This window comes from Streptomyces sp. NPDC026301 (genome assembly GCF_055567935.1).
In genome coordinates, this window is sequence record NZ_JBVHPN010000010.1 from 212,951 (window position 1) to 238,096 (window position 25,146).

21 protein-coding genes are annotated in these 25,146 nt (G+C 71.1%); 12 read left to right on the plus strand and 9 right to left on the minus strand.

Annotation, left to right across the window (positions count from 1 at the left end; all coding sequences use genetic code 11):
* The first annotated feature begins 83 nt into the window (after window positions 1–83).
* Window positions 84–515: a phosphatase domain-containing protein gene (locus tag ACZ4MH_RS19665; protein ID WP_351596639.1), complete on the plus strand. Its 432-nt coding sequence runs from the start codon at window positions 84–86 to the stop codon at window positions 513–515.
* Window positions 516–545: 30 nt separating this feature from the next.
* Here ACZ4MH_RS19665 and ACZ4MH_RS19670 read toward each other — a convergent pair whose 3' ends face one another.
* Window positions 546–1,172, minus strand: a complete 627-nt coding sequence (locus ACZ4MH_RS19670) for a LysE family translocator (protein ID WP_351596637.1) — start codon at window positions 1,170–1,172, stop codon at window positions 546–548.
* 121 nt (window positions 1,173–1,293) lie between these two features.
* Here ACZ4MH_RS19670 and ACZ4MH_RS19675 point away from each other — a divergent pair, with 121 nt between their 5' ends.
* Window positions 1,294–1,746: an Lrp/AsnC family transcriptional regulator gene (locus ACZ4MH_RS19675; protein ID WP_351596635.1), complete on the plus strand. Its 453-nt coding sequence runs from the start codon at window positions 1,294–1,296 to the stop codon at window positions 1,744–1,746.
* Window positions 1,747–1,811: 65 nt separating this feature from the next.
* On the opposite strand, the gene ACZ4MH_RS19680 is transcribed toward ACZ4MH_RS19675, so the two are convergent.
* The 7 genes from ACZ4MH_RS19680 to ACZ4MH_RS19710 all read right to left on the minus strand — a co-directional run bounded on the left by ACZ4MH_RS19680 (window position 1,812) and on the right by ACZ4MH_RS19710 (window position 12,009).
* Entirely contained in the window at window positions 1,812–2,219 is a 408-nt protein-coding gene (locus tag ACZ4MH_RS19680; RefSeq protein ID WP_351596632.1) for a DUF779 domain-containing protein, read from the minus strand.
* Window positions 2,219–3,736 carry an aldehyde dehydrogenase gene (gene adh, locus ACZ4MH_RS19685; protein WP_351596629.1) on the minus strand — a complete coding sequence of 506 codons (1,518 nt, stop codon included), beginning with the start codon at window positions 3,734–3,736 and terminating at the stop codon, window positions 2,219–2,221. The genes ACZ4MH_RS19680 and adh overlap by 1 nt, the downstream gene beginning before the upstream one ends.
* 74 nt (window positions 3,737–3,810) lie before the next feature.
* Window positions 3,811–5,067: a GAF domain-containing protein gene (locus tag ACZ4MH_RS19690; protein WP_351596626.1), complete on the minus strand. Its 1,257-nt coding sequence runs from the start codon at window positions 5,065–5,067 to the stop codon at window positions 3,811–3,813.
* Between the two features lie 180 nt (window positions 5,068–5,247).
* A complete protein-coding gene (locus ACZ4MH_RS19695) occupies window positions 5,248–5,973 on the minus strand; it encodes a class I SAM-dependent methyltransferase (RefSeq protein WP_351596623.1) in 726 nt (241 codons plus the stop codon).
* 110 nt (window positions 5,974–6,083) lie between these two features.
* On the minus strand, window positions 6,084–8,570 hold the full coding sequence (locus ACZ4MH_RS19700) for an ATP-binding SpoIIE family protein phosphatase (protein WP_467754595.1): 2,487 nt from the start codon (window positions 8,568–8,570) through the stop codon (window positions 6,084–6,086).
* A 362-nt stretch (window positions 8,571–8,932) separates the two neighbouring features.
* Window positions 8,933–11,332 carry an MFS transporter gene (locus tag ACZ4MH_RS19705; RefSeq protein ID WP_351596620.1) on the minus strand — a complete coding sequence of 800 codons (2,400 nt, stop codon included), beginning with the start codon at window positions 11,330–11,332 and terminating at the stop codon, window positions 8,933–8,935.
* Window positions 11,333–11,565: 233 nt separating this feature from the next.
* Window positions 11,566–12,009: an SRPBCC family protein gene (locus tag ACZ4MH_RS19710; protein ID WP_351596617.1), complete on the minus strand. Its 444-nt coding sequence runs from the start codon at window positions 12,007–12,009 to the stop codon at window positions 11,566–11,568.
* A gap of 156 nt (window positions 12,010–12,165) precedes the next feature.
* On the opposite strand from ACZ4MH_RS19710, the gene ACZ4MH_RS19715 reads away from it, so the two are divergent.
* Window positions 12,166–13,206: an Rv2578c family radical SAM protein gene (locus ACZ4MH_RS19715; protein WP_351596614.1), complete on the plus strand. Its 1,041-nt coding sequence runs from the start codon at window positions 12,166–12,168 to the stop codon at window positions 13,204–13,206.
* A gap of 20 nt (window positions 13,207–13,226) precedes the next feature.
* Here ACZ4MH_RS19715 and ACZ4MH_RS19720 read toward each other — a convergent pair whose 3' ends face one another.
* Complete coding sequence (locus ACZ4MH_RS19720; protein ID WP_351597291.1) at window positions 13,227–13,832, minus strand: HEAT repeat domain-containing protein; 606 nt, start codon at window positions 13,830–13,832, stop codon at window positions 13,227–13,229.
* 330 nt (window positions 13,833–14,162) lie between these two features.
* Between ACZ4MH_RS19720 and ACZ4MH_RS19725 the strand changes: the two genes are divergently transcribed.
* The 9 genes from ACZ4MH_RS19725 (at window position 14,163) to pssA (ending at window position 25,073) form a co-directional block, all read left to right on the plus strand.
* Complete coding sequence (locus ACZ4MH_RS19725) at window positions 14,163–15,989, plus strand: 3-hydroxyacyl-CoA dehydrogenase family protein (RefSeq protein WP_351597294.1); 1,827 nt, start codon at window positions 14,163–14,165, stop codon at window positions 15,987–15,989.
* Between the two features lie 118 nt (window positions 15,990–16,107).
* Window positions 16,108–16,914, plus strand: coding sequence for a TetR family transcriptional regulator (locus tag ACZ4MH_RS19730; protein ID WP_351597297.1), 807 nt, complete (start codon window positions 16,108–16,110; stop codon window positions 16,912–16,914).
* A gap of 429 nt (window positions 16,915–17,343) precedes the next feature.
* Window positions 17,344–18,681 carry a crotonyl-CoA carboxylase/reductase gene (gene ccrA, locus ACZ4MH_RS19735; protein ID WP_351597300.1) on the plus strand — a complete coding sequence of 446 codons (1,338 nt, stop codon included), beginning with the start codon at window positions 17,344–17,346 and terminating at the stop codon, window positions 18,679–18,681.
* Between the two features lie 38 nt (window positions 18,682–18,719).
* Complete coding sequence (locus ACZ4MH_RS19740; protein WP_351597302.1) at window positions 18,720–20,732, plus strand: protein meaA; 2,013 nt, start codon at window positions 18,720–18,722, stop codon at window positions 20,730–20,732.
* A complete protein-coding gene (locus tag ACZ4MH_RS19745; protein ID WP_351597305.1) occupies window positions 20,729–21,706 on the plus strand; it encodes an HpcH/HpaI aldolase/citrate lyase family protein in 978 nt (325 codons plus the stop codon). The genes ACZ4MH_RS19740 and ACZ4MH_RS19745 overlap by 4 nt, the downstream gene beginning before the upstream one ends.
* 1 nt (window position 21,707) lies before the next feature.
* Complete coding sequence (locus tag ACZ4MH_RS19750) at window positions 21,708–22,220, plus strand: MaoC family dehydratase (protein ID WP_351597308.1); 513 nt, start codon at window positions 21,708–21,710, stop codon at window positions 22,218–22,220.
* Between the two features lie 2 nt (window positions 22,221–22,222).
* Complete coding sequence (locus ACZ4MH_RS19755) at window positions 22,223–23,428, plus strand: acyl-CoA dehydrogenase family protein (protein ID WP_351597311.1); 1,206 nt, start codon at window positions 22,223–22,225, stop codon at window positions 23,426–23,428.
* A gap of 168 nt (window positions 23,429–23,596) precedes the next feature.
* Window positions 23,597–24,244 carry a phosphatidylserine decarboxylase gene (locus ACZ4MH_RS19760; RefSeq protein WP_351597313.1) on the plus strand — a complete coding sequence of 216 codons (648 nt, stop codon included), beginning with the start codon at window positions 23,597–23,599 and terminating at the stop codon, window positions 24,242–24,244.
* Window positions 24,231–25,073 carry a CDP-diacylglycerol--serine O-phosphatidyltransferase gene (pssA, locus tag ACZ4MH_RS19765; RefSeq protein WP_351597316.1) on the plus strand — a complete coding sequence of 281 codons (843 nt, stop codon included), beginning with the start codon at window positions 24,231–24,233 and terminating at the stop codon, window positions 25,071–25,073. The genes ACZ4MH_RS19760 and pssA overlap by 14 nt, the downstream gene beginning before the upstream one ends.
* Window positions 25,074–25,146: the final 73 nt, after the last annotated feature.

The following is a 25,146-nucleotide window of genomic DNA, read 5'->3' on the forward strand; positions in this document are numbered from 1 at the left end:
CAGACCGATGGCGGTCCCCGGAGCCGTGCGGCGAAGGCCGCGAGCACCGCCCGCGGGGCGACTCGCGCCAGTACGGTGAGTGGGTGAACGAGACGTGGAGCGAGGGCGGTCCAGGGGTGCTGCGGCTGCCGTCAGGGCGGCTGGTGCGGGGGCGCGGGCTGCGGCGGCCGATGCCGGCGGGGCCGGTGCCGTCGTACGCCGTGTATCTGCTCGGCAAGGAGCCGCCCGAGGTGCCCTGGGAGGCGCGGTGGCTGCGCTGGCCGGACTTCTGGCTGCCCAGCGACGGACGGCAGCTCCGCGCGACGCTCGGCGAGGCGTGGGACCGGGCCGGGGCCGAACGGGTCGAGTTCGCCTGCGGCGGCGGCCGGGGGCGCACGGGGACGGCGCTGGCGTGCCTCGCCGTACTGGACGGCGTACCGCCGGAGCGTGCGGTGGAGTTCGTCCGCCGGAACTATGACCGCCATGCGGTCGAGACGCCGTGGCAGAAGCGGTACGTCCGGCGCTTCACGGCCTGACGGTGGCCGATGCGCGCCTCGCTCAGGCGGTCAGGCGGTCAGTCGCTCCACCAGCAGCAGGGCGCCGATCGCGAGCATGGCGACGCCCGAGACGCGGGTGACAGCGCGGGCGACGACCGGCCGGGCGCGCAGGACGGTACGGGCCAGCACGCCGACGCCCGTGTAGACCGCTCCGCAGTTGGCCATGTGCACCAGACCCAGTACGGCGATCTGCGCCGCCAGCGGCCAGCCGTTGCCGCTGTCGTGGGCGGCGGCGAACTGCGGGAGCAGCGCCACGAAGAGCAGCAGCGCCTTGGGGTTGAGTCCGCTGATGCCGGCGCCCTTGAGGAGCCTGGCTCCGGGGGCCGCGTCGGCGGGGACGTCGGCCGACGCGGGCGCCGCGGGCCGGACCAGTGTCATGACGCCGAGCCACATCAGGTACAGGGCGCCGAGCACCGTCAGGGCGGTGAGTACCGCCGGATTGCTCGCGACCACGGCTGCCAGGCCGGCGACCACCACCAGGGTGAGTCCCACATAGCCGAGCAGCAGGCCGCCGACCGCCGGGAGGACGGACCGGTCACGGAGACCGGCGGTGATCGCGTACGCCCAGTCCGCGCCCGGTACGAGGACGAGGAGAGCGGACACGGCCCAGAAGGCGGCTATGGAGCTGGCGGCCATGGAGCGGTTCTCTCAGTTCTTTGCTGTCGTGCGGCTTTCCCTGAGAAGAATAGTCGCGATGTGTCAGAAAGTGTTTCCAAACATTGCTGCTCAGCGGGCTTCCTGTGGAAGGATTCTCCCCATGGACGACATGGACCGGAAGATCCTTTCCGAGCTGCAGGAGGACGGGCGGCTGACCCTCACGGAGCTGGCGGGCCGGGTGGGGCTCAGCCTCTCGCCGTGCCACCGCCGGCTGCGGGAGCTGGAGCGCAGCGGCGCGATCCACGGCTACCGCGCGGTCGTGGACGCCGAGGCGGTCGGGCTGAAGTTCGAGGCGCTCGTCTTCGTGACCATGCGCCAGGAGGACCGCAGTACCGTCTCCGCCTTCGAGGAGGCCGTCGCGGACATCCCCCAGGTGCTGCAGGCGCAGCGCCTCTTCGGCGACCCCGACTACCTGCTGCGCATCGTCAGCGCCGACCTGCCGGCCTTCCAGCGGCTCTACGACGAGAAGCTGGCGACGCTCCCGGGCGTGCAGCGGCTCAGCTCCACGCTCGTGATGAAGCACGTCGTGTACGAACGTCCGCTGCCCGCGTGACGTACGCACACCACGTACGCGGCCGCGCGGCCCGAAGGCGCGCGGCCGCGTACGAAGGCGGGCTCTCAGCCGGACGTGTCGGCTCCCGTGGGGAGCGGCGGCTCGGCGTCGATGTGCGCCAGCTCCTCGTCGGTGAGCAGCCGGGAGCGGATGAGGAAGCGGACCCCCTCGGGGGCCTCCAGCGAGAAGCCGCTGCCCCTGCCCGGCACCACGTCGACGGTGAGGTGGGTGTGCCGCCAGTAGGTGTACTGGTCGGCGCTCATCCAGAAGGGCACGTCGTCGCCGAAGACGTGACCGAGGAGGACGTCGGCGCCGCCGACCCGGAACTCACCGCGCGGGTAGCACATCGGGGCGCTGCCGTCGCAGCAGCCGCCGGACTGGTGGAACATCACCGGACCGTGGGTCTCCGTCAGCCGGCGCACGAGATCCTCGGCGGCCGGCGTCAGGTCGACGCGTCGGGTGAGGCCGCCCATCAGAAGAACCCGAGCTTCTTCGCCGAGTAGCTGACCAGCAGATTCTTGGTCTGCTGGTAGTGGTCGAGCATCATCTTGTGGTTCTCGCGGCCGATGCCGGAATTCTTGTACCCGCCGAACGCCGCGTGCGCCGGGTACGCGTGGTAGCAGTTGGTCCACACCCGGCCCGCCTTGATCTCGCGGCCGAGGCGGTAGGCGGTGTTGCCGTCCCGGGACCAGACGCCGGCGCCCAGGCCGTACAGCGTGTCGTTGGCGATCTTCAGGGCCTCGTCGACCGAGTCGTACGTGGTGACCGAGACGACCGGGCCGAAGATCTCCTCCTGGAAGATCCGCATGTCGTTGGTGCCGCGGAAGATGGTCGGCTCGATGTAGTAGCCGCCCTCGTGGCCGGGCACGGTGCGCGAGGAGCCGCCGGTGACCAGCTCGGCGCCCTCCTTCTTGCCGATGTCGATGTAGGAGAGGATCTTCTCGAACTGGTCGTTGCTGGCCTGCGCGCCGATCATGGTCGCCGGGTCGAGCGGGCTGCCGCTGGTGATGGCCTTCGTCCGCTCCACGCAGCGGGCCATGAACTCGTCGTAGATCGAGGCGTGGATCAGGGCGCGGGACGGACAGGTGCAGACCTCGCCCTGATTCAGCGCGAACATCACGAAGCCCTCGACGGCCTTGTCCAGGAAGTCGTCGTCGGCGGCCATCACATCGGGCAGGAAGATGTTCGGGCTCTTGCCGCCCAGCTCCAGCGTGACCGGGATGATGTTCTCGCTGGCGTACTGCATGATCAGGCGCCCGGTCGTGGTCTCGCCGGTGAACGCCACCTTGGCGATCCGCGGGCTGGACGCCAGCGGCTTGCCGGCTTCCACGCCGAAGCCGTTGACGACGTTGACCACGCCCGGCGGCAGCAGGTCGGCGATCAGCTCCATGAGGACCAGGATGCTGGCGGGGGTCTGCTCGGCGGGCTTGATGACCACGCAGTTGCCGGCCGCGAGGGCGGGCGCGAGCTTCCAGGTGGCCATCAGCAGCGGGAAGTTCCACGGGATGATCTGGCCGACCACGCCGAGCGGCTCGTGGAAGTGGTACGCGACGGTGTCGGCGTCGATCTCCGAGATCGACCCTTCCTGGCCGCGCACGGCGCCCGCGAAGTAGCGGAAGTGGTCCACGGCCAGCGGCAGGTCGGCGGCCAGGGTCTCGCGGACCGGCTTGCCGTTCTCCCAGGTCTCGGCGACCGCGAGCTTCTCGAGATGCTCCTCGATGCGGTCGGCGATCTTGTTGAGGATGTTGGCCCGCTCCGTGGTCGAGGTGCGGCTCCACTTCGCGGCCGCCGCGTGCGCGGCGTCCAGCGCGAGGTCGACGTCGGCCGCCGTGGACCGCGCGACCTGGGTGAACGTCCGGCCGTCCACCGGCGAGGGGTTGTCGAAGTACTGGCCCTTGACCGGGGCGACCCAGTCGCCGCCGATGAAATTGTCGTAACGCTGCTTGAAGCTGACGATGCTGCCTTCTGTACCGGGCTGCGCGTACACCATTGTCGGCGCTCCTCGGGGAGTACGGATGCGGGTGCGGCACACCCTCACGCGGTGAGGTTGGCGAAAGGTTGGCGTCAGTCGCGGAGTGCTGTGCTCAGGCGGCCTGCCGCGAGGGCGCGGCGGGGGTCGTGCGGGGGCAGGACGCGCAGCGCGTGCTGGTGGATCTCGGCGTCGTGCGGGGCGCGTGCGCCGTAGGTGAGGGCGTGCTCCGGTACGGGGCTGGTCAGGACGGCCTCGCGGACGGCGACCTCCAGGTGCTCGCGCCAGGCGAGGATGCCCGGCGCCTCGGAGTGCGGCAGCAGCGGGCCCCGGTAGCGGGCGAGTGCGGCGTCGGTGTCGCCCGCCTCCAGTGCCCGCAGTACCTGGACGGCGTCACAGGCGAGCGGGGTGGTCAGGGTGTACGTGCGGGTGGTGATCGCGCCGCCGAGGGCGCGGCGCAGGTGGGAGACCTCCGCTTTGAAGGTGGAGGCGGTCACCGGGCGTTCGCCGTACAGCGCGTCCCGCAGCCGTTCGGGGGTGTAGCCCGCGGGTTCCAGCGCGAGCAGGGTGAGGATCTCCAGCTGGCGGGGGCGCAGCCGCAGCCGGGCGCCGGCGCGCACGGCCTCCTCGGCGCCGAGGCAGGTCAGCCGTACGCCGGCCGCGCTGTTCGCATCCGTACCGCTTCGCTGCCGCCCGCCGAGATCGGCCCGGAGCCGGGTCTCGATCGTGGACACCAGACTGCGGACGGTCGACATGGCCAGCGGATGCGAGCGGTCCCAGGTGGTGGAGAGGTCCAGGACGCCGAGGATGCGGCCGTCGGGGGCGTGGATCGGGGCGCAGTAACAGGCCCAGCCGTGCAGCGCGGCGACCAGGTGCTCGGCGGAGAAGACGGCGCTGGGGCGGCCGGTGCGCAGCGCGAGGGAGAGGGCGTTGGTGCCCATGGCGGTCTCGTCCCAGCGGCCGCCGGGCGCGAAGTTGACCTGCTCGGCGCGGCGTCGCATGACGCGGCCGCCGCAGGTCCACAGCAGCGTGCCGGACTCGTCGGTGACGCCCGCGACGAAGCCCGCGTCGTCCGCGATGCTGTTCAGCTCGTCCGCGAGATCGCTGACCGGGCGGCGCAGCGGGGAGTCGGCCCAGCGGGGGCGTACCTCGCCGCCGTCGGTGACCGGGGCGCTGCCGACGCCGGGGTCCACCGTGTGCAGCGAGCGGACCCAGGAGTCGGTCACCTCGGGGCGCAGCGGCGCCTTCCCGTCCAGCGCCCGCCGGGCCGCGCGCAGCTCCGGAACCCAGCGGGACCATTCGCTCTCCAGCGCGGCTCTGCGCTGCCGGAGGTCACTGCGCACTGATGACATGGGCGTCCCGAACCTCGTCGTCTCCAGTAGGACCACCGATCCACCGGCTCACCGGCCACCGGCCCACCGATCCACCGATCCACCGTAGGAAGCTGTGCCCAAAAGTAGTGCGTGTCGTGCGCGGGGCACAGACCCCGGGCCGAGGAGACGCGCGTGCCGCCGCCCGGCGGAGGCGGCCTCTCACGCCACCCGCGGTCTCGCCACCAGCCAGTTGGTGGGGACCTCGACCGGGGTGCCGTCGGGACGGATCTCGGTGGTGATCAGCGGGAGGCGGCCGGAGCCGGCCGTCTCCAGGCCCTGGCCGGCCAGCAGCTCCGGGATGACGCCGTCGGGCATCTCGGCGGGCGCGATGCCGTGGGAGAAGATCGCGCGGATCCTGGCCGGGGGCCCCTCGGGGCGCTGTGCCAGGGCCATCAGGACGTCCTTGGCGTCCTCGGACAGCTCGACGAGGAAGAGCCGGCCGTGCTTGCCGAGGAGGCGGGCGATGTTCTCGACGATGCGCGGCCGGTCCTCGGGGGCGCACTGGTGCAGGACGCCGCGCATGTAGACGTTCGCCTCGCCCACGTCCTCGTGCAGCGCCCGTATCTGCCCGGCGTCCGCCGCGTCCACCTGGCGAAATTCGGCCACCCGGTCAGGGTCCTCCCTACGGGCCCGATCAATTGCGGACGCCGAGACGTCAATACCGATCGCGCGTGGGTACTGTCCGGCCAGGAAGCGGGTCTGCGTACCATTCCCGCAGCCCAGATCGATCACCGGCAGCGCCGGGTCGAAGTGCTCGGCGAAGAGCGGGAGATGGCGGGCGACCGCCAGGGACGGTGCGGTGTCCCAGAAGACCTCGCCCTCGCCCGTCGGCGCATCGCGCCAGAAGCCTTCCCATGCCGTCGGATCGTGGCTCGATGCGCTCATGGCCAATTGCTACTGCCGACGCTCGGCAGGCCGCAAGAGTGGTAACGGTTCTTTCAGGAGTGATAGCCGCTGTTTCACCCAATGTTCGAACGTGATGCGCGTCGCACCCGCTAGCGTGATGCGCGTCGCACGCGCGGCAGCGACTGTTCGAACCACACCGTCTTGCCCGTGGACGTCCGGCTCGTACCCCACTCATGGGCCAGCCGGCTCACCACCCGCAGCCCGCGCCCGAATTCGTCCTCGTCACCCACGCTCAGCAGCTGCGGCAGGCTGTGGTCGTCGTCCGACACCTCGCACAGCAGCGCGTCCGTACGCACCAGGCGCAACACGACGTGCTGGGTGTGGGCGTGCCGTACGGCATTGGTCACGACCTCGCTGACCAGCAGCTCGGCGGTGTCTGCCGCGGACTCCAGGCCCCAGGCGGCCAGTTGGCCGCGGACCAGCCTCCGGGCCCGGGAGACCTCCTCGGCCGCTATCGGCAGCCGCCACTCCGCGACGTCCGCGCGCTCGATGCCGTTCAGCCGGGCCATCAGCAGCGCCACGTCGTCCTTGCGGCCGCCCCGGCCCTGGTTCAACGTCGTCGCGAGCGCGCGGATGATCGTGTCGCAGGCTTCGTCCATGGAGGCGGCCGGGTGCGCCGCGGACTCCGCGAGCGCCGCGAGCCCGACGCCGATGTCCTCGCCCCGCACCTCGACCAGCCCGTCCGTGCACAGCACCAGCCGGTCGCCGGGCGCGACGGGCACGGTCACCGCGTCGAACGGCACGCCGCCGACGCCGATCGGCGCGCCCGTCGGCAGGTCGAGCAGCTCGCTGCGGCCGTCGGCGGCGCGCACGATCACCGGTGGGATGTGCCCGGCGTTGGCGATGGTCAGCCGGGACTCGATCGGGTCGTAGACGACGTACAGACACGTCGCGAGGTAGTTGTCGCCGAGGCGCTGGGCGAGGTCGTCCAGGCTGCGCAGCAGCTGCGCCGGCTGCATGTCGATGGCGGCCATCGTCTGCACGGCCGTACGCAACTGGCCCATCATCGCGGCGGAGTTGAGGCCGTGCCCCATGACGTCGCCGACCACCAGCGCCGTACGGGAGCCGGGCAGCTTGATCGTGTCGAACCAGTCGCCGCCGACCCGGCCGAGGCGGGTGCCGGGCAGATAGCGGGTGGCGGTGTCGCAGCCCGCCATCCGGGGCTCGATGTGCGGGAGCATGCTGTCCTGCAGCGTCTCCGCGACGTTCTCCTGGTACGTGTACATGCGGGCGTTGTCGAGCACGAGGCCCGCGCGGGCGGCCAGTTCGGCGCCCGTGACCCGGTCCATGTCGTTGAATTCCGTACGCTCCGGGTGGCGCAGCAGGATCATGAAGCCCAGTACGACGTTCCGCGCCTTCAGGGGCACGACCAGCATGGAGCGCAGGTTGATCAGCGGGCTGATGTCGCGCTTCTCGAACTGCGCCGCGATGGCGTTGCCCATCTCCTCGCTGATCCGCGGGATCAGCACGGGCTGGCCGCTGGTCATGCACTGGAAGAACGGCGTGTGGGCGGGGAACGGCATGGACTCGCCGACCGGCACCACGTCGTCCCAGCGGCCCGGCTCGTCGTTGTGCTCCACCGCGACGCGGTGCCACATGGTCGTGCTGTCCGGCGGACCGTCGGGGAAGCCCTCGCCGGCGATGACCTGCTCGCGCAGATACGTGCCGGCGACGTCGGTGAAGCGCGGTACGACCGCCTCGCTGACCTCCTGGATCGTGCGGGCCAGGTCGAGGGAGGAACCGATGCGGCCCGAGACCTCGTTCAGGAACTCCAGGCGCTCGCGGACCGCGGCGTATTCGAGGTCGGACTCCAGCTCGGCGGCGGCCGCCGCGGCGGTCTGCGGGTCGGCGGCCTCGGCGGCGGTGCGCAGCAGCCGCGCCCGCCGCTCGACGCGCCGGGGCACGCCCCAGTCGGGCGTGACCGGAAAGCGCTCCTGCTGGCTGATCTCCAGTACGGGATAGCCCAGTTCGAGTACCTGGGAGACGATGCGGGCGCTCTCCTGCGGGCTCATGCTCGGCAGGATCTCGGGCAGCCGCCGGGCCAGGTCGTGGGAGCCGGGGAAGTCCGTGTGCAGCGCGAAACCTGGCGCGAATCGCTCGCGGTCCCGCGCGTCCTGTTCCGCGCTCTCGCCGTGCAGCTGACCGGCGTCGGCCGCCAGCACGAGCAGCCGCTCGTCCCCCGGTCCGACCAGGGGATACGCCCACCACAGCAGGTCGACGCGGCCGCGCTCCGGGTCCGTCGTACGGGCCCGTCCGGCGCGTGGATACGACGTCTCGCCGCCGAGCGCGGACTCCAGGTCGGGGCCGTGCGGGTCCTCGGCGCCGTCCGCGCTGTGCCATTCGTCCGAACCGAGCGCGCCCGAGACGGGCATCAGGTCCACGGCGGGCGCGCCCACCGCCTCCTCGCGCGAGGGGCCGAAGAGCCGGCGTGCGCCCCGGCTCCAGTGGGACACCAGACCGCGGGCGTCGACCACGACGACGGCCAGGGGGATCCGGCCGGGCTCGGGGTCCCGCGGCGCGGGCACCCCTGGTGCCGCGCTCACCATGTCGTCGCCGTGCGACGGGCCACGCTCCATGGGCGGTTGCTCCTTCGTACGCGTACGCATGATCTGCGTCCCGCTACCACGGTACGGCCACACGCTGCCCGGCGGGGCGCATTCCACGAAGTGCGGCACCCGGGGCACAGGCCGTGCTGCCTCGCATTACTCCCGGACGAACGTGCTCGCTCAGCACTGCGCAGCCCTCCCTGTGGCCCCATGGACGACGGTCGTCCATGGGCACGGGACCGTAGCGGAAAGGAGCGCCGCGCGGTGGCCGCGGACGCACGAGGGTGCATATTTCCGCCTCGTGCGCGCCGCGGATGCGCGTGCACTCCGGGAGTACGCGCGGCCGTGAGCGCACCCGGCCGCGCCCTCAGAAGCGCCCATCGGCCCAGGGGTCAGTCCTCGTGCCCCAGTTGGAGATCGCGTTCCGTGCGGCCGCCGCCCGCGACCTGGAGGACCGTGGCGACCGGCGGATAGCCCGCGGCGATGACGGTGTACTCGCCGGCCGCCAGGTCCACGAACCGGAACAGGCCGTCAGGCCCCGTGGTCGCGGTGTCCACGACATTGCCGCCCGCGTCCAGGAGCGTGACCCGGGCGTCCTCAACGGGCCGCCCGCCACCGGCCCGTACGGTACCGCGCAGCACGGCGCCGCCTGCCAGCTCGACATCCTGCCGGGTCTCGCGGGACGCCTGGACGGTCACCGGGAGCGCGGCGGGCCGGAACGCGGGGGCGCTGGAGGCGAGCGTGTACTCCCCCGCCACCAGCTCGCCGATCACGTACCCGCCCTCGCGCCCGCTGCGCGTCGTCGCCACGACCTCGCCGCGCACGTCCGTCAGCGTCACCATGGCGTCGCGCACGGGCGTGCCGTCGGCCGTGGTGACCGTGCCCGCGAGCCGTCCCGCGCCGCCCAGCACCACGTCCAGGTCGACGGGCCGGTCCCCGACCGTGACGCTGACGGCCTGCGGCTGGTGGCCGCCGGCCGACGCGATCAGTACGTAGGCGCCGGTGCCCGGGGTGCTCAGCGCGTACCGACCGTCCTCGCCGGTCGCGCCGCGTCCGATCTGCCGGCCGGAGACGTCGATGAGGGTGAGCGCGGCGCGCGGGACGACGGAGCCGTCGTGGTGCTGCACGGTGCCGCAGACCGGGACGCCGGCCGGGGTGTACGGCGCCGCGGCGGGCGCGGTGCGGGCGGCGGGGACGGTCGCGACGGCCTCCGCGCTCCCCTCACCGAGTGTGCTGTGCGGGCCGTGCGGGGAGTGGGGAGCGTGGGTCACCAGGGGGTTCTCCTTGAGGAAGAAGGCGAGCAGGAGCCCGATGAGGAGCACGGGCACGAGGTAACGGAAGGTGCCGGGCACGGCCTGGAGGTACGCGGCGACGGGGCCGTCGTGCAGCGGGCCCGGCACGGTGAGGGGGCGGGCCGCGCGCTCGGCCAGGACGGCGGCCAGGACGGCCACCAGGACGGCTACGCCGGCGCTGCCGCCGAGCTGCCGGACGTAGGCGCCGGGGGTGGTGGTGCGGCCGGTACGCCGTGCGGAGCGCCGTACGGCGTGCGCGAGGACGGCCAGGACGAAGCCGAGACCGAGGCCGAGGATGCCCGTCCAGAGGCCGTACGTGGCGCGGCCGGTGTCGGCGCGCAGATGGGACAGCAGCCACATGCCCTCGGCGGCCAGCGCGCAGCCCAGTACGGCGAAGACCCGGTGGTGTCCGGTACGGCCGATGAGGCGGGCCGCGACGGCGGCGGCGAGCACGGCGGCGCAGGTCATGGGCAGCATGAGCAGCCCCGCCCCGGTGGCCGAGGCGCCGCCGGCCGCGTGCGGGAAGGCCGGGATGTGGCCTGCGGCCCCGTGGAGGGCGATGCCGAGGACGGCGCCGACCGGGCCGGTGACGCGGAAGACCGGGTCGCGGAGGAGGCCGAGCGGCAGGATCGGTTCGGCGGCGAAGTGTTCGACGGCCACGAAGAGCAGGGCGCTGCCGAGCGCGCCGCAGCCGAGCCCGAGGACGACGCGCGAGTCCCAGGCGTACGACGTACCGCCCCAACTGACCAGCAGGGCAAGGCAGGCGGCGAGGACGGCGAGCAGCAGGACGCCGAGGATGTCCGGCCGCGGGCGGCGGGCCGCCCGGGGCAGCCTCAGCGCGACGGCGAGGACGAGGAAGACGGCTGCCCCTACAGGGACGTTGAGGGTGAAGCACCAGCGCCAGGAGGCGTGGTCGGCGAGGAGGCCGCCGAGCACCGGGCCCGCGACGGCGGCGAGCCCGAAGACGGCAGCGGCCAGCCCGAGGGCGCGACCGCGTGCGCGCGGTGGCACGAGTGCGGCGAGGGCGGCCTGTACGCCGGCCATGACGCCACCGGCGCCGAAGCCCTGGACCGCGCGGAAGGCGGTCAGTTCGCCCATCGTGCGCGCCTGGCCGGCCGACGCAGCGCCGGCGATGAAGACCAGGAGCGCGAGGAGGAGGGCCGGCTTGCGGCCCAGGTGGTCGCCCAGCCTGCCGAGGAGCGGCAGGCCGACGGCCGCGGCGAGGAGGTACGACGTCACCGCCCAGGACATCCGGTCCGGCGCGCGCAGTGCGCCCGCGATCTCCGGGAGCGGGGCGGCGACGATCGTCTGGCCGAGCGCCGCGAGCAGCAGCGCGGGGAGCAGGCCGAGGAGCAGTACCGGGCGGAAGCGGCGGGGTCCGGGCCGCTCAGGCGCGTGACCGGGCTCCGGAGGGCCGCCGGTGTCCGGTACGGCCGTCACCGCTCCGGACGCCGGCGGACCCGACCTCTCGTCCGGCTCCGCCAGGATGGTCCCGCCCACGTGCTGCTCCCCTCGTCACGCCTGTGCCGCGCCCTGTTCTCGCATCGGGCGACAACTGCGATCAAGCGTGAGGAATCGGAGCGTTCGGGGCGGGACCGCCTTCAACGGCCTTACGGGAGCGCCGTATCAGGCCCTCATCAGGGCTTTAGCTCCCGGACCACGGGCGTCCCACGTCATGCGGGCACGACGGAAAACCACCCGATCCGGTGAGCCCTCCAGAGCCTTTGGGAGCGTCACTTCTCCACGTGCGCCGCGAGGTTGGCGAGGATCGCGTCGTAGATCCGGCCGAGGCCCTTGGGCGCGAAGGTCCGCTCGAAGAAGCCGCCGACGCCGCCCGCGCCCTGCCAGGTGGTGGTGACGGTGACCCGGGCGCGGTTCTCGCCCGCGGGGGTGACGGTCCAGGTGGTCACCATCGAGGAGTTGCGGTCCTTCTCGACGAGCTGCCCGTCGGCCGGCTCGTCGACCTCCAGCAGGCAGTCGCGGACGCGCTTGCTGGTCGCCTGGAGCTTCCAGTGCACCAGGGTGCCCTTGCCGTCGCCGCCCTCGCGGACCTCGTACTCGCTGAAGTGCTCGGGCAGCAGCTTCGGGCGGGTGCCGGAGTAGTCCGCGAGCGCGTCGAAGACGTCCTCCGGCTTCGCCGCGATCTCCCGCTGCGTGGTGGCTTCGACCTGGCCCATGTGTGCTGCCCTCCGGTGCTCGCTCGCTGCTCGTGCGCTGTGCGGGGCAAGCCAACCACTCCGGCGCGGCGCGCCCAAATCCGGGTTGACAGCAATAAAGGGAACGCTTGTTCTATTATCTCGAGCGGGGGCCGGCACCACCCAAGAGGAGGCGCGATGCGCTGGGAGAATCTGAGCGAGCACACGGCGGACCCGTCGGGCCCGCCGCGCACGGCCGCGCTCTTCGGTACGGACGTGGTCAGCCGGACCATCGACACCCCGGAGTTCCGCGGGGTGACCTTCCATGAGGTACGCGCCCGTTCGATCGTGAACCGCGTGCCGGGCGCCTCCCGTATGCCGTTCGAATGGACGGTAAACCCGTACAGAGGGTGCACTCACGCCTGCGTGTACTGCTTCGCCAGGCGTACGCACAGCTACCTCGACCTGGACACCGGCCTCGGCTTCGACAGCCAGATCGTGGTGAAGGTCAACGCGCCCGACCTGCTGAGACGCGAGCTGTCCGGCAGACGCTGGCGCGGCGACCACATCGCCATGGGCACGAACGTCGACTGCTACCAGCGGGCGGAGGGCCGGTATCAACTGATGCCCGGCATCATCGAGACCCTCCGGGAGCACGCGAACCCCTTCTCCATCCTCACCAAGGGCACGCTGATCCTCCGCGACCTGGACCTGCTGCGCTCGGCCGCCGAGGTCACCGATGTCGGCATCTCGATGTCGGTCGGCTTCCTGGACCGCGAGCTGTGGCGCACGGTCGAGCCCGGCACGCCGTCCCCGGAGCGCCGCCTGGACACGGTGCGCACCCTGACCGGGCACGGCATCGGATGCGGCGTCCTGATGGCCCCGGTCATCCCCTTCCTGGGCGACCATCCCGACCAGCTGCGCGCCACCGTACGGGCCGTCGCGGCGGCCGGCGCGTCCTCCGTGACGCCGCTGGTGCTGCACCTCCGGCCGGGCGCCCGCGAGTGGTTCATGGCCTGGCTGGGCGAGCACCACCCGCACCTGGTGCGGCGGTACGAGCAGCTGTACGCGGGCGGCGCGTACGCCCCCAAGTGGTACCAACGGCGGATCACCCGCCAGGTCCACGAGCTGGCCACCGAGTACGGCATCGGCCCGTCCCACGCCGCCGCCCACCGCCGCGTCCCGCCCCAGCGCACCCCGGCCGCCACTGACACGCCCACGCAGCTCACCCTCCTGTGAGCCCGCGCCCCGGCCCCGGCTCAGCCGGCCCCGGTGTCCAGTCGCGCGAGGGACGCCGCCGCCGCGGCCGCCAGGCGGGGGTGGTCCAGGGCCGCGGTGAGGGCCGGGACGGCGCGCGGGTCGCCGAGGGCGCCGAGGCCCTCCACGCAGGCCAGGGCGACGCGCCAGTACGGGGTGTGCGGGGTGAGGAGGCGTTCGAGAGTGGCGATCAGGGCCGGGACGGACTCCGGGGCGCGGAGGTCGGCGAGGAGGCGTACGGGGTGCAGGGCATAGGCCGTGCGGAGGGGGTTGGTGGCGAGGGCGGCGGCGGCGCGGGCCGTACGGGGGTCGCCGAGGCGGGCCAGGGCGTGCGCGGCGGTGGCGCAGCGGACCGGGTCGCGGTAGTTCAGCAGCAGGACGAGCGTCTCGAAGGCGCGACGGTCGCCGGCGCAACCGAGGGAGAAGGCGGCGATCTCGCGTGTCCAGAGCGGGCGCTCGACCGCCGTGAGCATCCTGGCCAGCTCTTCTCTGCCCGCGGGGGTGTTCTTGCGGGCGAGGGCCAGCAGGCGTTCGTAGGTGACGAGATCGGCCGGCGACCGCAGCTCGCCCCGTACTCGGTCGGTCAACTCGTGGAATCGGTCTTCCATTTGCGGTGCTCCTCCCCCGCTGCCTCGGCGTGGCCCGCGCCACAGATTAATTCCCCCTTTTCCCCCTGGCGCTTGCCGTTACCCGCGAGTTAATCTGCTGGCACGAGCAGCACCCCTGCTCCGGCGGCCTGGTGACGCAGCCGCCATGAGTGAAGTCGGTTCGGCACCGCACAGCACGACACACAGCCGAGTGACCGGCAGTGACCCCGGGACAGGGTCCGCCGCGCAGCTCCCTCCGTACGCGCCCCTCGACCGCGTCGACCGCGTGTGCGCTCCCCTCAGTCGTCACTTCTCCCCTGCCCGCAGGGGAACACCCTCAGGAGTCTCGCGATGGGCCTCTCGTCCACCCCTGATTCGACCCTGTCCCCCGCCACCGCCGCATCCGGCATCGCCACCGTCGCCGTCGTCGGTCTCGGCACGATGGGTACCGGCATCGCCGAGGTGCTCGCCCGCGCCGGCCGCGAGGTCATCGGCATCGACATCGACGACGCCGCGGTCCGCCGCTCGGTCACCGCGCTGGAGGCCTCCACCGCCCGTGCCGTGCGCCGCGAGCGGATCACCGAGCGCGAGCGGGCCGACGTGCTGGCCCGCTTCCGCACCTTCTCCGATCTGCAGGCCGCCGCGGAGGCCGACCTCGTCATCGAGGTGGTGCCGGAGGACTACGAGCTCAAGCGGCAGATCATCACGGCCCTGGACGGCATCGTCCGCCCGGACACCGTGCTGGCCACCGGCACCAACTCCCTCTCGGTGACCCGGCTGGCCGCCGACTCCCAGCACCCCGAGCGCGTGCTCGGTCTGCACTTCTTCAACCCCGCGCCGGCCATGAAGCTGGTCGAGGTGGCCTCCTCCGTGCTGACCGCGCCCACGGCCGTGGCCGCCGTCACCGAGCTGGCCCGCGAGCTGGGCAAGGACCCGATCGCGGTGGGCGACCGCCCCGGCTTCGTCGCCGACGGCCTGCTCTTCGGATACCTGAACCAGGCCGCCGCGATGTACGAGTCGAAGTACGCGACCCGTGAGGACATCGACGCGGCGATGCGCCTGGGCTGCGGGCTGCCCATGGGGCCGCTCGCGCTGCTGGACCTCATTGGCATCGACACCGCCCGTACCGTCCTGCAGGCGATGTACGCGGCCTCGCACGACCGGCTGCACGCGCCGGCGCCCATCCTCGGCCAGCTCGCCGAGGCGGGGCTGACGGGCCGCAAGGCGGGCCGCGGCTTCTACACGTACGAGACGCCCGGCAGCGACGCCGTCGTGCCGGACGCCGAGACCCCCGCCGACCAGCACGAGCAGGCCGGCTCGCGCACCGTGCGCAGCGTCGGCGTGGCCGGTTCCGGGACGATGGCGAGCGGCATCGCGGAGGTCTTCGCGAAGTCCGGCTTCCAGGTCGTGCTGGCCGCGCGCAGCCAGGAGAAGGCGGAGAAGGCCAAGGCCCGGATCGAGAAGTCGCTGGGCCGGTCGGTGGCCAAGGGCCGGATGACCGAGGAGGCCCGGGACGCGGCGCTCGCGGCGATCACGCCGGCGGACTCGCTGGACGCCTTCGCCGAGGTGGACCTGGCCGTCGAGGCGGTGGCCGAGGACCTGGAGATCAAGCAGCAGCTGTTCGGGACGCTGGACAAGATCTGCAAGCCGGGCGCGGTGCTGGCCACCACGACCTCCTCGCTGCCGGTCGTGGCCTGTGCGCGGGCCACCTCGCGCCCGCAGGACGTCATCGGGATGCACTTCTTCAACCCGGCGCCCGCCATGAAGCTGGTGGAGGTCGTGCGGACGGTCCTGACGGCCGACGACGTGCACGCGACGGTGCGCGCGGTGTGCGCCAAGGTCCGCAAGCACCCGGTGGACTGCGGCGACCGGGCGGGCTTCATCGTGAACGCGCTGCTGTTCCCGTACCTGAACAACGCGGTGAAGATGGTCCAGGAGCACTACGCCTCGCCGGACGACATCGACGCCGCGATGAAGCTGGGCGGCGGCTATCCGATGGGCCCGTTCGAACTGCTCGACGTGGTGGGCCTGGACGTCTCGCTGGCCATCGAGAAGGTGCTGCACCAGGAGTTCCGCGACCCGGGCCTGGCCCCCGCGACGCTCCTGGAGCACCTCGTCGCCGCGGGCTGCCTCGGCCGCAAGACCGGCCGCGGCTTCCGTGAGTACGCCAAGCGCTGACGCCGGGGGCGGCTGGGGCGGGCTGCTCGAACCGGGAGGCGGCCCGTCGGCGGCCTCCCGGCCGCCCGCCCCCCGGGCGAATGGCGCAGGCCGCGGGATTATGAAGTACCGTCCCCACATGTCCCAGCCCGCTCGTACGCAGCCTTCAGACGGTCCCGACACCCCCACGCCCGGCTCGCGCCGCGCGGCCGCCCAGCGGCTCAAGATGCGCCGCGAATTGGCGGCGGCGGCGATGGAGCTGTTCGCGACCAAGGGCTACGAAGCGACGACCGTCGACGAGATCGCCGCGGCGGCGGGCGTCGCGCGGCGGACGTTCTTCCGCCACTTCCGCTCCAAGGAAGAGGCGATCTTCCCCGACCACGACGACACCCTCGTACGGGCCGAGGCGGTGCTGGACGCGGCGCCCGCGCACGAGAACCCGCTGGACACGGTGTGCCGCGGCATCAAAGAGGTCATGCGGATGTACGCGGCCTCGCCGGCCGTGGCGGTGGCCCGCTACCGCCTGACCCGCGAGGTGCCCACGCTGCGCGAGGCGGAGATCGCCTCGGTGGCCCGGTACGAACGCCTCTTCACGCGCTACCTGCTGGGTCACTTCGACGAGGGCGCGCACCGCGAGGGCAACGACGACCCGCTGCTCGCCGAGGTCGCCGCTTCCGCGGTGGTCACCGCGCACAACCACGTACTGCGGCGCTGGCTGCGGGCCGGCGCGCAGGGGGACGTGGAGACGCAGCTCGACCACGCTTTCGCGATCGTCCGCGAGACGTTCGGCACGGGCATCGGCGCAGGGCGTACGCCCGCGACCCCGCCGCCCGCCGCGACGGCGGACCGGGAGGGCGAGGTGCTGGTGACGGTGGCCCGTACGGACGCCCCGCTCAGCGAGGTCATGCGCACGATCCAGAAGGCGCTGCGCGAGCACAAGAACTGAACAGCGGGTCGCACAGCAAGGCGCCGTCATGTCCTGGACATGGCGGCGCCTTGCTGTGCGACCCACGAGTAACAAACGTCACGTGCCACCCTCAACCGCGGCGGATCGTCCGCTTTCGCGGTGATTTATGTTGCTCATGCGTGCCGCATGGATGACATCTGAGAGAAATTGTTGGCACCGAGTGCCTTGTCGGCTGGCACGCGGTGTCATACGTTGATGTTGTCCGGGCGGCCGGTACACCCGATCTTCGGCGTACCGGTTGTCCCCGCGAACCACTGGTCCGCGCGCCCGGATGCCTGCGTCACAGGCAACCTCCCGCGCACACCCGCGCCTGCCGAGCACCACACAGCCGAACCGACGGCACCGCCTTCGCACCACCCCCGACGTTCCCTCAGCCGTTCCCCAAGCGTGCTTCGCCGGAGGCATACCGTGAACCACATTCTGGATGCGATCGTCGCACCCGACAGCAAGCGCGAAGACTTCGCGAACCTGTCCATCCCCGAGTCGTACCGCGCGATCACCGTGCACAAGGACGAGGCCGAGATGTTCGCCGGCCTCGCCAGCCGGGACAAGGACCCGCGCAAGTCGCTGCACCTCGAAGAGGTGCCGGTGCCGGAGCTCGGCCCGGGCGAGGCCCTGGTCGCCGTCATGGCGTCCTCGGTCAACTACAACTCCGTCTGGACCTCGATCTTCGAGCCGGTGTCGACCTTCTCCTTCCTGGAGCGGTACGGCAAGATGTCGCCGCTCAGCAAGCGCCACGACCTGCCGTACCACGTCATCGGCTCCGACCTGGCCGGCGTCGTGCTGCGTACCGGCCCCGGCGTGAACTCCTGGCACCCCGGCGACGAGGTCGTCGCGCACTGCCTCTCGGTGGAGCTGGAGTCCTCCGACGGCCACAACGACACGATGCTCGACCCCGAGCAGCGCATCTGGGGCTTCGAGACCAACTTCGGTGGCCTCGCCGAGATCGCGCTCGTGAAGTCCAACCAGCTGATGCCCAAGCCGGACCACCTGACCTGGGAGGAGGCGGCGGCCCCCGGCCTGGTGAACTCCACCGCGTACCGCCAGCTGGTCTCCCGCAACGGCGCCGGCATGAAGCAGGGCGACAACGTCCTCATCTGGGGCGCCTCCGGCGGCCTGGGCTCCTACGCCACCCAGTTCGCGCTGGCCGGCGGCGCCAACCCGATCTGCGTCGTCTCCAGCGAGGACAAGGCGGAGATCTGCCGGAAGATGGGCGCCGAGGCGATCATCGACCGCAAGGCCGAGGGCTACAAGTTCTGGAAGGACGAGAGCACCCAGGACCCGAAGGAGTGGAAGCGCTTCGGCAAGCGCATCCGCGAGCTGACCGGCGGCGAGGACATCGACATCGTCTTCGAGCACCCCGGCCGCGAGACCTTCGGCGCATCGGTCTACGTCACCCGCAAGGGCGGCACGATCACCACCTGCGCCTCGACCTCGGGCTACATGCACGAGTACGACAACCGCTACCTGTGGATGTCGCTGAAGCGCATCATCGGCTCGCACTTCGCCAACTACCGCGAGGCGTGGGAGGCCAACCGCCTGATCGCCAAGGGCAAGATCCACCCGACGCTGTCGAAGACGTACTCCCTGGAGGAGACCGGCCAGGCCGCGTACGACGTGCACCGCAACCTCCACCAGGGCAAGGTCGGCGTCCTCGCGCTGGCCCCCGAGGAGGGCATGGGCGTGCGCGACCACGAGAAGCGCGCGAAGCACATCGACGCCATCAATCGCTTCCGGAACGTCTGAGCCGACGGAACGACGGAAACGTCTGGGAGACCACACTCATGACTGAGCGTCAGAAGGATCGTCCGTGGCTGATGCGGACATACGCGGGACACTCGACCGCCGAGGCGTCCAACGAGCTGTACCGGCGTAACCTCGCCAAGGGCCAGACCGGCCTGTCGGTCGCGTTCGACCTCCCGACGCAGACCGGTTACGACCCCGACCACGTCCTCGCCCGCGGCGAGGTCGGGCGGGTCGGGGTCCCGGTCTCCCACCTCGGCGACATGCGCCGGCTGTTCCAGGACATCCCGCTGGAGCAGATGAACACCTCGATGACCATCAACGCCACCGCCATGTGGCTGCTGGCGCTGTACGAGGTGGTCGCCGAGGAGCAGGGCGCGGACATCACCAAGCTGTCCGGGACCACGCAGAACGACATCGTGAAGGAGTACCTGTCGCGCGGGACGCACGTCTTCCCGCCGGGACCGAGTCTCCGGCTGACCACCGACATGATCACGTACACGGTCGCCCATATCCCGAAGTGGAACCCGATCAACATCTGCAGCTACCACCTGCAGGAGGCCGGGGCCACGCCGGTGCAGGAGATCGCGTACGCGATGTCCACCGCCGTCGCGGTGCTGGACGCCGTACGGGACTCCGGGCAGGTGCCGCCCGAGAAGTTCGGTGACGTGGTCGCGCGGATCTCCTTCTTCGTGAACGCGGGCGTCCGCTTCGTCGAGGAGATGTGCAAGATGCGCGCCTTCGGCCGCATCTGGGACAAGATCACCCGCGAGCGGTACGGCATCGAGAACCCCAAGCAGCGCCGCTTCCGGTACGGCGTCCAGGTCAACTCTCTGGGCCTGACCGAGGCGCAGCCCGAGAACAACGTCCAGCGGATCGTCCTCGAAATGCTGGCCGTCACGCTCTCCAAGGACGCCCGCGCCCGCGCCGTGCAGCTGCCCGCCTGGAACGAGGCGCTGGGCCTGCCCCGCCCCTGGGACCAGCAGTGGAGCCTCCGTATCCAGCAGGTCCTCGCGCACGAGTCGGACCTGCTGGAGTACGAGGACATCTTCGCCGGGTCGCACGTCATCGAGGCCAAGGTGGACGCGCTGGTCGAGGAGTGCCTGGCCGAGATCGACCGGATCCAGGAGATGGGCGGCGCGATGGCCGCCGTGGAGTCCGGCTACCTGAAGTCGCAGCTGGTCGCCTCGCACGCGGAGCGGCGCGGCCGGATCGAGGCCGGCGAGGAGAAGATCGTCGGCGTCAACTGCTACGAGTCCACCGAGCCCAACCCGCTCACCGCCGACCTGGACACCGCCATCATGACGGTCGACCCGGAGAACGAGGCGCGGGTGGTGCAGGCGCTGCACGAGTGGCGCGACTCCCGGGACGAGCACCGGGCGCAGGAGGCCCTGTCGGCGCTGAAGAAGGCGGCGGCCGGGGACACCAACCTCTTCGCGGCCACTCTGGAGTGCGCCAGGGCCGGTGTGACGACCGGGGAGTGGGCCTGGGCCCTCCGGGACGTCTTCGGTGAGTTCCGGGCGCCCACGGGCGTCTCCAGCGCCCCGCTGGCGGTCGCCGCCGAGCAGGGCACCCCGCTCGCGGCCGTCCGCGAGAAGGTCGCCCGCACCGCCGCAGAGCTCGGCAGCGGCAAGCTGCGCCTCCTGGTCGGCAAGCCCGGCCTGGACGGGCACAGCAACGGCGCCGAGCAGATCGCCGTACGGGCCCGCGACGCCGGCTTCGAAGTGGTCTACCAGGGCATCCGGCTGACGCCCGAGCAGATCGTCTCGGCGGCCGTCGCCGAGGACGTGCACTGCGTCGGCCTGTCCATCCTCTCCGGCTCGCACGCCGAGCTGGTGCCGGACGTGCTCGCCCGGCTGCGCCGCACGGGCGTGGACGACATGCCCGTCATCGTCGGCGGCATCATCCCCTCGGCGGACGCGGCAGCGCTGCGCGAGGCCGGTGTCGCCGCCGTTTTCACCCCGAAGGACTTCGGTATCACGGAGATCATCGGCCGTATCGTCGACGAGATCCGTACCGCGAACAAGCTCGATCCCCTGGAGGTCCCCGCATGACCAGCCCCGTGAACGGTCCCGTGAACCGTCTGCGTCCGCGCCGCTCCTGCCTCGCGGTGCCCGGCAGCAACCCGCGCTTCCTGGAGAAGGCCCAGGGCCTGGCCGCCGACCAGGTCTTTCTGGACTTGGAGGACGCCTGCGCGCCGCTGGCCAAGCCGGAGGCCCGGCACACCATCGTCAAGTTCCTCAACGAGGGCGACTGGACGGGCAAGACGCGCGTCGTGCGGGTCAACGACTGGACGACCGAGTGGACGTACCGCGACGTCGTGACCGTCGTCGAGGGCGCGGGCCAGAACCTCGACTGCATCATGCTGCCGAAGGTGCAGAGCGCCGACCAGGTCGTGGCGCTCGACTTCCTGCTGACCCAGATCGAGAAGACGATGGGCTTCGAGGTCGGCAAGATCGGCATCGAGGCGCAGATCGAGAACGCCCAGGGCCTCAACAACGTCAACGCGATCGCGCAGGCCTCCCCGCGCGTCGAGACGATCATCTTCGGCCCGGCCGACTTCATGGCCTCCATCAACATGAAGTCCCTGGTCGTCGGCGAGCAGCCGCCCGGCTACCCGGCCGACGCCTACCACTTCATCCTGATGAAGATCCTGATGGCCGCCCGCGCCAACAACCTCCAGGCGATCGACGGTCCTTACCTCCAGATCAAGAACGTCGACGGCTACCGCGAGGTCGCGAACCGCGCCGCCGCTCTCGGCTTCGACGGCAAGTGGGTGCTGCACCCCGGCCAGGTCGACGCCGCCAACGAGGTCTTCTCGCCCTCCCAGGAGGACTTCGACCACGCCGAGCTGATCCTGGACGCGTACGAGTACTGCACGTCCGAGGCGGGCGGCAAGAAGGGCTCCGCGATGCTCGGCGACGAGATGATCGACGAGGCCAGCCGCAAGATGGCGCTCGTCATCTCGGGCAAGGGGCGTGCCGCAGGCATGCAGCGCACGTCCAAGTTCGAAGCCCCGGAGGCCTGAGATGCAGTTCGGCCGCACCTACGAAGAGTTCACCGTCGGGGACGTGTACAAGCACTGGCCCGGCAAGACGGTCACCGAGTACGACGACCACCTCTTCTGTCTGCTCACCATGAACCACCACCCGCTCCACATGGACAGCAATTACGCCGAGTCCACGACCGACTTCGGCAAGAACGTGGTGGTCGGGAACTACATCTACTCGCTCCTGCTCGGCATGTCCGTGCCGGACGTGTCCGGGAAGGCCATCGCCAACCTGGAGATCGAGTCGCTCAAGCACGTGGCGCCGACCTTCCACGGCGACACGATCTACGGCGAGACGACCGTGCTGGACAAGACGCCGTCGAGGTCGAAGAACGACCGCGGCATCGTGTACGTCGAGACCAAGGGCTACAAGCAGGACGGCACGCTCGTCTGCGTCTTCCGGCGCAAGGTGATGGTGCCGACGGCCACGTACATCAAGGAGCGCGGCGGCGAGCAGCCCGGCCGCCCCGAGCTTCAGGTCAAGGAGAAGTAGCGATGGCGCGCCTGGCACAGACCGAGGGTCTGACGGACATCCAGCGGGAAATCCTCTCCACCGTCCGCGATTTCGTGGACAAGGAGATCCTTCCGGTCGCGACCGGGCTGGAGCACAAGGACGAGTACCCGACGCAGATCGTCGAGGGGCTCAAGGAGCTCGGCGTCTTCGGGCTGATGATCCCCGAGGAGTACGGCGGTCTCGGCGAGTCGCTGCTGACGTACGCCCTGACGGTCGAGGAGATCGCCCGCGGCTGGATGTCGGTGTCCGGCATCATCAACACCCATTTCATCGTCGCCTACATGCTCAAGCAGCACGGCACGCAGGAGCAGAAGGACTACTTCCTGCCGAAGATGGCGGCCGGTGAGATACGGGGCGCCTTCTCGATGTCGGAGCCGGCGCTCGGCTCGGACGTGTCGGCGATCTCGTCCAAGGGTGTGAAGGACGGCGACGAGTACGTCCTCAATGGTCAGAAGATGTGGCTGACGAACGGCGGTTCGTCCACGCTGGTCGCGGTCCTCTGCAAGACGGACGAGGGCCACCCCGAGGGCACGGCCCCGCACAAGTCGATGACGACCTTCCTCGTGGAGAAGGAGCCCGGCTTCGGCGAGGTCCGCCCGGGACTCACCATCCCCGGCAAGATCGAGAAGATGGGCTACAAGGGCGTCGACACGACCGAGCTCATCATGCAGGACCTCCGGATCCCGGCGAACCGCGTGCTCGGCGGCGAGACCGGACGTGGTTTCTATCACATGATGGACGGCGTCGAGGTCGGCCGGGTGAATGTCGCGGCGCGTGGCTGTGGCGTCGCGCAGCGTGCGTTCGAACTGGGCGTGGACTATGCCCAGCAGCGGCACACCTTCGGCAAACCGATCGCAAAGCATCAGGCCATCCAGTTCAAATTGGCCGAAATGGCGACAAAGGTCGAAGCGGCCCATGCGATGATGGTCAACGCCGCCCGCAAGAAGGACTCCGGCCAGCGGAATGACCTGGAGGCGGGCATGGCGAAGTACCTCGCCTCCGAGTACTGCAAGGAGGTCGTGGAGGACGCCTTCCGCATCCACGGCGGTTACGGCTTCTCCAAGGAATATGAAATCGAACGCCTGTACCGCGAGGCGCCCATGTTGCTCATCGGTGAAGGTACCGCTGAGATCCAGAAAATGATCATCGGGCGCCGGCTACTGGAGGAGTACCGCATCCAGGGGTGAATGTCCGTTTCGGGGTGTTTTCTTCGAGAAGAAGATCACACCCCGTGACCGGACTTCGGCCACGGATTGGCGTTGGCTCTTGGCCAGTTGCCGCTCGCACCCGATAGCATCCCCGGAAAGCCGCCGTCCCCCATTCCTACGCGGCATCCTCCGCTACGAAGGTCATCCATGCCCCACAGCCAATCCTCTGCACACCGCGGTCGCGTCCGCCTCGCGCGCGGAGCGTCGCCGTGGCTCCTGCCGACCGTCGCGACGGCAGCGGTCAGCCTGGCCCGCTCCCGGCGCTCGGGACGCTGGGCCGCCGTCGCCGTGCCCGCCACCGCTCTGGCGGCGGGCATGCTGTGGTTCTTCCGCGACCCCGAGCGCGACATCGCTCAGGGCCGCGTCATCTCCCCGGCCGACGGCGTGGTGCAGAGCATCATGCCGTGGAAGGACGGGCGCACCCGCGTCGCGATCTTCATGAGCCCGCTGAACGTCCACGTGAACCGCGCCCCGCTGGCCGGCACGGTCACGTCCGTCGAGCACATCCCCGGCGGCTTCGTCCCGGCGTTCAACAAGGAGAGCGAGAACAACGAGCGGGTCGTCTGGCACTTCGACACCGAGCTCGGTGACGTGGAGATGGTGCAGATCGCCGGTGCGGTGGCCCGCCGCATCGTTCCGTACGTCCCGGAGGGCACCAAGGTCGAGCAGGGCGAGCGCATCGGTCTGATCCGCTTCGGCTCGCGTGTGGACGTGTACCTGCCCGAGGGCGTCGAGGCCGCGGTCGAGGTCGGCCAGGCCACCACAGCGGGGGTGACTCGTCTTGACCGTGATTGATCCCGATACCCAGGCGGGCTGGGCGGCCGAGGAGGAGGACGACGACATGCCGCTGTCGACGCGGCTGTCGATAGCGGACACGCTCACCCTCGGCAACGCGATCTGCGGCTTCATGGCCGTCTACTTCACGACCACCGGCGTCCTGATCCCGCACCTCACGGGCACGGAGGACGGCGGCATGGCGCGGCACAGCGCCGCGATGGCCGTGATCCTGATGCTGCTCGCGTCGGTCTTCGACCTGTTCGACGGGCTGGTCGCGCGCAAGCTGCGGGCCTCGGCGATGGGGGCCGAGCTCGACAACCTCTCCGACCTGATCAGCTTCGGCCTGGCGCCCGCGTACTTCGTGGTGACCTGGGGCATGGTCGCCCAGGACGCGAACCAGCGGGTCTCGGTGGTCGCGGCGGTGGTGGTGCTGCTGGCGGTGATCCTCCGCCTCGCCCGCTTCTCCTGCGTGACGGTGCCGAACGGCATGTTCCAGGGCATGCCGAGCCCCTTCGGGGCGCTGACCGTCGTGGCGATCGTGCTGCTGGAGCTGCCGTTCCTGCCGACGCTGCTCGCGATCATCGGCGTGGCGTGGCTGATGGTGAGCCGGGTGGAGTACCCGAAGCCGCGCGGGCGGCTCGCGGTGGCGATGCTCTCCTGGATCGTGCTGAGCATGGGCATGCTCGCGGCGTGGGCGCTGGACGCGCCGGCCGGCCAGCTGCTCCTGCAGACCGGCTGCGCGCTGCAGGTCGTGACGGGCGCGATGATCCCGCTCTTCGCGACGGCCCGCCGGGTGAACACGTTCCGCGACAACCGCCGCGAGGCGCGGGCAGCGCAGCTGCCGTAGTTCCGGCGGCGGGTGGCCGACGTACGGAAGGCCCGGTACGAACCTTGCGTTCGTACCGGGCCTTCCGCATATC

Bases quoted from the DNA above. Each gene is read 5' to 3' on its own strand.
- ACZ4MH_RS19670 (WP_351596637.1), bottom strand. From the start codon at position 1,172: ATGGCCGCCAGCTCCATAGCCGCCTTCTGGGCCGTGTCCGCTCTCCTC.
- ACZ4MH_RS19675 (WP_351596635.1), top strand. From the start codon at position 1,294: ATGGACGACATGGACCGGAAGATCCTTTCCGAGCTGCAGGAGGACGGG.
- ACZ4MH_RS19680 (WP_351596632.1), bottom strand. From the start codon at position 2,219: ATGGGCGGCCTCACCCGACGCGTCGACCTGACGCCGGCCGCCGAGGAT.
- adh (WP_351596629.1), bottom strand. From the start codon at position 3,736: ATGGTGTACGCGCAGCCCGGTACAGAAGGCAGCATCGTCAGCTTCAAG.
- ACZ4MH_RS19690 (WP_351596626.1), bottom strand. From the start codon at position 5,067: ATGTCATCAGTGCGCAGTGACCTCCGGCAGCGCAGAGCCGCGCTGGAG.
- ACZ4MH_RS19695 (WP_351596623.1), bottom strand. From the start codon at position 5,973: ATGAGCGCATCGAGCCACGATCCGACGGCATGGGAAGGCTTCTGGCGC.
- ACZ4MH_RS19700 (WP_467754595.1), bottom strand. From the start codon at position 8,570: ATGGAGCGTGGCCCGTCGCACGGCGACGACATGGTGAGCGCGGCACCA.
- ACZ4MH_RS19710 (WP_351596617.1), bottom strand. From the start codon at position 12,009: ATGGGCCAGGTCGAAGCCACCACGCAGCGGGAGATCGCGGCGAAGCCG.
- ACZ4MH_RS19715 (WP_351596614.1), top strand. From the start codon at position 12,166: ATGCGCTGGGAGAATCTGAGCGAGCACACGGCGGACCCGTCGGGCCCG.
- ACZ4MH_RS19720 (WP_351597291.1), bottom strand. From the start codon at position 13,832: ATGGAAGACCGATTCCACGAGTTGACCGACCGAGTACGGGGCGAGCTG.
- ACZ4MH_RS19725 (WP_351597294.1), top strand. From the start codon at position 14,163: ATGGGCCTCTCGTCCACCCCTGATTCGACCCTGTCCCCCGCCACCGCC.
- ACZ4MH_RS19730 (WP_351597297.1), top strand. From the start codon at position 16,108: ATGTCCCAGCCCGCTCGTACGCAGCCTTCAGACGGTCCCGACACCCCC.
- ACZ4MH_RS19740 (WP_351597302.1), top strand. From the start codon at position 18,720: ATGACTGAGCGTCAGAAGGATCGTCCGTGGCTGATGCGGACATACGCG.
- ACZ4MH_RS19745 (WP_351597305.1), top strand. From the start codon at position 20,729: ATGACCAGCCCCGTGAACGGTCCCGTGAACCGTCTGCGTCCGCGCCGC.
- ACZ4MH_RS19750 (WP_351597308.1), top strand. From the start codon at position 21,708: ATGCAGTTCGGCCGCACCTACGAAGAGTTCACCGTCGGGGACGTGTAC.
- ACZ4MH_RS19755 (WP_351597311.1), top strand. From the start codon at position 22,223: ATGGCGCGCCTGGCACAGACCGAGGGTCTGACGGACATCCAGCGGGAA.
- ACZ4MH_RS19760 (WP_351597313.1), top strand. From the start codon at position 23,597: ATGCCCCACAGCCAATCCTCTGCACACCGCGGTCGCGTCCGCCTCGCG.